General features: G+C 58.4%; 6 protein-coding genes and 1 pseudogene. All 7 read right to left on the minus strand.

All coding sequences use genetic code 11. From position 1 onward, the window contains the following. Positions 1-571, minus strand: a pseudogene (locus BBW68_RS13775) (phage tail tape measure protein); the annotation flags it as partial. Beyond that, positions 564-686: a GpE family phage tail protein gene (locus BBW68_RS13780; protein ID WP_070135785.1), complete on the minus strand. Its 123-nt coding sequence runs from the start codon at positions 684-686 to the stop codon at positions 564-566. The gene BBW68_RS13780 and the pseudogene BBW68_RS13775, both read right to left, overlap by 8 nt. A 32-nt stretch (positions 687-718) precedes the next feature. Continuing rightward, a complete protein-coding gene (locus tag BBW68_RS13785; RefSeq protein ID WP_070135782.1) occupies positions 719-997 on the minus strand; it encodes a phage tail assembly protein in 279 nt (92 codons plus the stop codon). 56 nt (positions 998-1,053) lie between these two features. After that, on the minus strand, positions 1,054-1,563 hold the full coding sequence (locus BBW68_RS13790) for a phage major tail tube protein (protein WP_070135783.1): 510 nt from the start codon (positions 1,561-1,563) through the stop codon (positions 1,054-1,056). A gap of 10 nt (positions 1,564-1,573) precedes the next feature. Continuing rightward, positions 1,574-2,743, minus strand: a complete 1,170-nt coding sequence (locus tag BBW68_RS13795; RefSeq protein WP_070135784.1) for a phage tail sheath protein — start codon at positions 2,741-2,743, stop codon at positions 1,574-1,576. A 153-nt stretch (positions 2,744-2,896) separates the two neighbouring features. Next, positions 2,897-3,070, minus strand: coding sequence for a hypothetical protein (locus tag BBW68_RS18975; protein WP_186821347.1), 174 nt, complete (start codon positions 3,068-3,070; stop codon positions 2,897-2,899). 13 nt (positions 3,071-3,083) lie between these two features. Beyond that, a partial coding sequence (locus BBW68_RS19260) for a phage tail protein (RefSeq protein WP_222563097.1) occupies positions 3,084-3,997 on the minus strand: 914 nt, incomplete at its 5' end.

The following is a 3,997-nucleotide window of genomic DNA, read 5'->3' on the forward strand; positions in this document are numbered from 1 at the left end:
CGGCATTACGCATCCGGCCCGATAATTCCTGGCCTTTGCGGTAGCGCTCGCTGATATGGTTAAGCCGCTCCTGCTGCTGACCGAGGCGCTGCAGTTCGGTTTTCTGACGGCTCAGGCTCATGGTTGCCTGCGCGGACGCGGCTTTCAGCCGCTGCTGTTCGCTGCTCAGGCTTTTGGTGGAAATCCCCGCCGCATTCAGCGCCTCGCGCTGCTGCTGCACGGACAGGCGGAGAGAATTGCTTTTGGTCTGCAGCTCGTTTGCCGCCTGCCGGGCTTTTTCCAGCGCGCGGGCCTGCGCCGTGGTGGGCTTTTCCGTGTTGCGAAACTGCACGGCCAGCGCGGCCGCTTCGGCTTTGGCATCTTTCAGCTTCTGCTGCGTGACGGCAAGCTGGCCGCTGACCTTGCGGAAACCGTCTATCTTCGCCGCCTGCGCATCCAGTCCCCTGATACTTTCCCGCGTATCGCGGATATCGCCGGACAGTTTTTTACTCTGGTTCTGGATGGCCTTAAACGGTCGTGACGCCTGGTCTACCGCCTTAAGCAGCACCTGGAGTTTCAGGCTGTTACTCATCGGGATTCACTCCGCTGCGGATAATAGCCTTATGCCGCCAGTCGATAAGCTCGGCCAGCGGCATGACATACATTTCAGAGGGGGGCCAGTGAAACACGGTGGCGATATCGGCCATCAGGTCGTTGATGGTCATCCCTCCGGGCCAGCTTACCCGTCCGACTTCGGCGATAAAAAACCGATCACCTTACCGGCCAGCGCAATCAGGTCGGCAGGATCGAGGTTCAGACATTCCGCCTTCGTCAGCGCCGGGAACGTGATGCGCGGCAGCACGGTAATCAGCGCATCCACGTCAGAGCCTGCAAGGTCGGCCAGGCGGGTGCCGCGCAGCGCGCCGGAATTGGGTTTAATCACCTCAACGGTGGTAATGGTCTGCTCGCCACGTACGACCGGCGTTTCCAGGGTGACGGCGTTTTCTTTGTTTTCCATGATTTTTCTCTGCGTAAAGTCGGGATAAGGCCAGCGCCGGGCGCTGGCTCAGGGGGTTAAACGAGGCCGATATTTTTACGGCGCTGCTCCAGACGGTCGGTGCCGTTGACCTTCTCCACCATGTTGATGGTGTCGATTTCAATCAGCTCTTTGCCGTTAAAAGTCAGCTTGTAGTAGGTGCATTTGGTGGTGATTTTGGTTTCAGTGTCCTCGCCCTGCTTGGCTTCACCAAAATCAAATGCCTGGTGTTTGCCGCGCACCTCAATCTCCACCGCGATTTCCTCGCCGGTATCATCACGCTGGTAAGAGCCGGTAAAGCGCAGCGGTACGGATGCGACTCCCCACTGCGTCAGTACCAGTTCATCCATGCCGCCGATACTCCACTCCATATCCAGCGCGTCGTCGTCGAGGCCCATATCAATATGCGCCGCGCCGCTCATGCCACCGCCCCGGAACGGGTCAAGCTTGCGGGACAGCTTCGGCAGCGTGACGCTGGTCACCACACCCTGATAGCTGTTGGCGTCGTTAAAGAGGTTCATCCCCTTGAGTTTTCTTGGCAGTGCCATTGTTCAGTCCTCAGCTGTTTACGGACGCGGCGAAGTTCGCCAGATAGGTGTCGGTGATGCGCTGGCGCAGCGTTAAATCTTCCAGCGGCGGAACGGGGGTATAGTCGTAATCAATCGACAGCTTGCCCGCTTTCAGGGTGTCCTTGTCGTTGGCCGTTTCGTCATACCAGCACGTTGCGCCCAGCAGATAACCGGCGCTGACCAGCTCGCGGAATTTGGCATTGATACCCGCGATAATCTCGCGCACCAGTACCGGCGTCAGCGGCTTGTCATTGGCCCACATGTGCGCCTCGGCCATCGTGTCGGCCAGCACCTGCGCGGTGCGGGTGTAGTTCTCAAACGCAAACAGCGGATCGTCGCTGCAGGTGCGGTTGCCCCAGAAGCGAAAGCCGTCCTTGCGGATAAGCGTGGGCACGCAGGCTTCATTGAGTAAATCGGCGTCGGTGCCGGTCTGCTGCAGATCCCAGAACACCCCGGCAGAAATACCGGTCACGCCGTTCACGCCGACGTTTGAGAGCGTCTTGTGCCAGCCGGTGTCGTTATCGATTTTTGCTCGAAGGCCCAGCGCACGGGCCGTGGCACACGCCGTTTCGGCAGCGTTGGCTGTAGTGCTCCAGGCGATGAAATCCGGCCAGATAACCATGATTTCGCGCTGGCTGAAGTTCTCGCGGTACTTCATCGCGTCGGAGACGGTTTTGCAGTTCCAGGCGGAGACGTAGCAGAAGGCGCGCAGCTGCTGCGCAATACTTGCAAGCGCAGTCGCCACTTCCAGCGAGTCGAGGCCCGGCACGCCGAGGATGCGCGGCTTGACGTCGAGCTGCGTCTGCGCGCTCAGCAGCGCCTTTATCCCGGTGTACTGGCCGTTTTCGTCGGTGGTGCCGATGATATTGGAGATGGTTTCCGCTTCGGTCACGCCTTCGGCCACGCGCACCACGACGGTAACGGGTTTAGCCTGGTCGGCAATGGCCTGCAGGGAGGCAGCCAGCGTGCCTTTTTTACCGGCTTTGGCGATACCGGCCTGCACATTGGTTAACAGTACCGGCGTGTTCAGCGGGAACGCGGTGGCGTCGGCATCTTCGGCGGTACAGACCAGCCCGACGATTGCCGTTGATACGGTGGAAATGGTGCGCGTGCCGTCGTTAATTTCGACGACGCGGACACCGTGATGATAATCAGACATCTGATGCACTCCGTGTAATGGGTGCGCTCAGATTGCCCGCTCAGGCGGAAGGGTGCATTCTTTCAGGGTTTACTGGTCGGTGACAGGACAGAATCACGAAACACTGCGGCTCTTGGGCAGAAATGCAGAAACATTCCTGCCCTGGAAAACGGGCTAACGGATATCAATCAATACCGGCTCGCCGCTTTCACCTGCGCCGAGCTGTTTTCCTTCGGGGATCTCCTGCGTTGTAAAAAACCAGTTGTCATCAGGGAGTTCAACCGCGCCGGTGATGTCATGAACGCCCGGTAATACTTCGGTAAGAGATGCCGGATTAAAATATCGCACAGTGTGCTCCTGATTAATTTGGTGGGCAGTAAAGCTGCCATGAAAAGCCATTACTTGACTGTTCGCCGCTTGCCATCTGGCAGCGGGCTTTGAATCCGGTGGTGGTAACCGTGTCGTCAAGGATCATCGAAGTATGCAGGCGCTGTACCGACGCACCTGCATCCGTGGAAAGCCTTTCCGCGATAGAGATATGGCGAACGACCTTGGGTATGGATATCGGGAAAACAACCGTTGCCAGCCCGCCGGTAATGGTCGGGTTGTGACCGCTCATTTCTATCGCGCCATCTGACCAGATACTCCAGACGCCATTGACGTTACTCCCACGGCTGGTCACATACTTTGCATCGCCCAAACCAAGGTTTTTAAGAAACGTCGGGACGCTCTGAATATCGCTGCCGTTTTTCGCAATATCCATTTTTCCGGCCAGCGCATTCAGTACCGTTGCCGAAAAATGCGGATCGTTACCCAGCGCGGCGGCCAGCTCGTTCAGAGTGTCCAGCGCCGCCGGTGCCGACCCCGTCAGCGCGGCCAGCGCAGCAGCCACGAAAGCGGTATTAGCCAGCTGCTGTGAGTTATCACCGGCGGCGGCCGTCGGCGCTTTCGGGATACCGGTAAAAACGGGGCTTTTCTTTGGGGCATACTGCGTATGCGGATCCGCTGCGGCAAGATGGCCCGCCATCACTTTATCGGTATAGGCTTTAACCTCAATCACCGCGTCATCAACATATTTACGCGTTGCCAGCACCACTGACGGGTCAATCTTCAGCGTCACCGCGTCCGTACTGCTGACGATAAGGATCATGCGCACGGTCTGCGTGCGCCCGCTCCCTTCCTGCAGCTGCGGCTTGTAGGTTTCCGCGCAGTTGGCAACGGCAATCATCACGCCGTCAGCGTCAAACAGGCCAATCTCGCGTATCCAGAAACCGC

Origin of the sequence: Candidatus Erwinia dacicola (assembly GCF_001756855.1) — a bacterium.
Lineage (GTDB): Bacteria > Pseudomonadota > Gammaproteobacteria > Enterobacterales > Enterobacteriaceae > Erwinia > Erwinia dacicola.

Bases quoted from the DNA above. Each gene is read 5' to 3' on its own strand.
- BBW68_RS13785 (WP_070135782.1), bottom strand. From the start codon at position 997: ATGGAAAACAAAGAAAACGCCGTCACCCTGGAAACGCCGGTCGTACGT.
- BBW68_RS13790 (WP_070135783.1), bottom strand. From the start codon at position 1,563: ATGGCACTGCCAAGAAAACTCAAGGGGATGAACCTCTTTAACGACGCC.
- BBW68_RS13780 (WP_070135785.1), bottom strand. From the start codon at position 686: ATGGCCGATATCGCCACCGTGTTTCACTGGCCCCCCTCTGAAATGTAT.
- BBW68_RS13795 (WP_070135784.1), bottom strand. From the start codon at position 2,743: ATGTCTGATTATCATCACGGTGTCCGCGTCGTCGAAATTAACGACGGC.